We start from the raw sequence: 748 nt of genomic DNA, 5'->3' as shown, positions 1-748 counted from the left end.
CCTCCAGTTCCGCATGCGGTCTTCCGGCAATCGGCGTGCCGACGATGATGTCCTCCTGCCCTGAATATTTATGCAAGAGCGTGCTATACGCGGCCAGCAACACCATGTACAAGGTAGAGCCGGTTTGCGCGGCCAGCTGTTTCAACTGCTCGCTGTCCTCCAGGCTGATCGCAAATTCCAATCGAGCTCCTTCTAGACGCTGTACGGCAGGTCTTGCAAAATCCGTTGGCATATCCAGCGCCGGAATGTCACCAGCCATCGTGTTCAGCCAGTAGCTTTCCTGCTCACGAAGACGTTCACTTTGCATATCGGCATGCTGCCAAACGGCATAGTCCTTGTACTGGATGCGCAGGGACGGCAGTTCCTTGCCTTCATACAATTGAGAGAACTCCTGCACGATGATTCCTTCAGTGACACCATCCGAAATAATATGATGCATGTCATAGAGCATGACGTGACGCTCCGGTCCGGTTTCCACCAACTGAACCCGCAGCAACGGTGCTTGTGCGAGATCAAATGCACGTACAAAGTCCTGTGCGTACTGCTGGGTCTCTTCTTCGCTTGCCTGCACATGCTCCACGTTGAATGCGACGCCCGATTCAATCCGTTGAATCACCTCGCCATCCACCATGTCGAATCGGGTTCGCAGGGCTTCATGACGGGCAATCAGCTGGCGGAAGGCTTGCTCCAGTCGCGTTTTATCCAAGGAACCTTCAATAATCAAAGCGCCCGGCATATTGTAGCTAAC

At 53.7% G+C, this 748-nt stretch carries 1 protein-coding gene; it reads right to left on the bottom strand.

Annotation, left to right across the window (positions count from 1 at the left end):
- A partial coding sequence (locus GRP75_RS28555) for a condensation domain-containing protein (protein ID WP_160791064.1) occupies positions 1-748 on the bottom strand: 748 nt, incomplete at both ends.

This window comes from Paenibacillus sp. OT2-17, from assembly GCF_009827695.1.
GTDB lineage: Bacteria > Bacillota > Bacilli > Paenibacillales > Paenibacillaceae > Paenibacillus > Paenibacillus polymyxa_B.
This window is presented reverse-complemented; position numbering and strand designations above follow the sequence as displayed.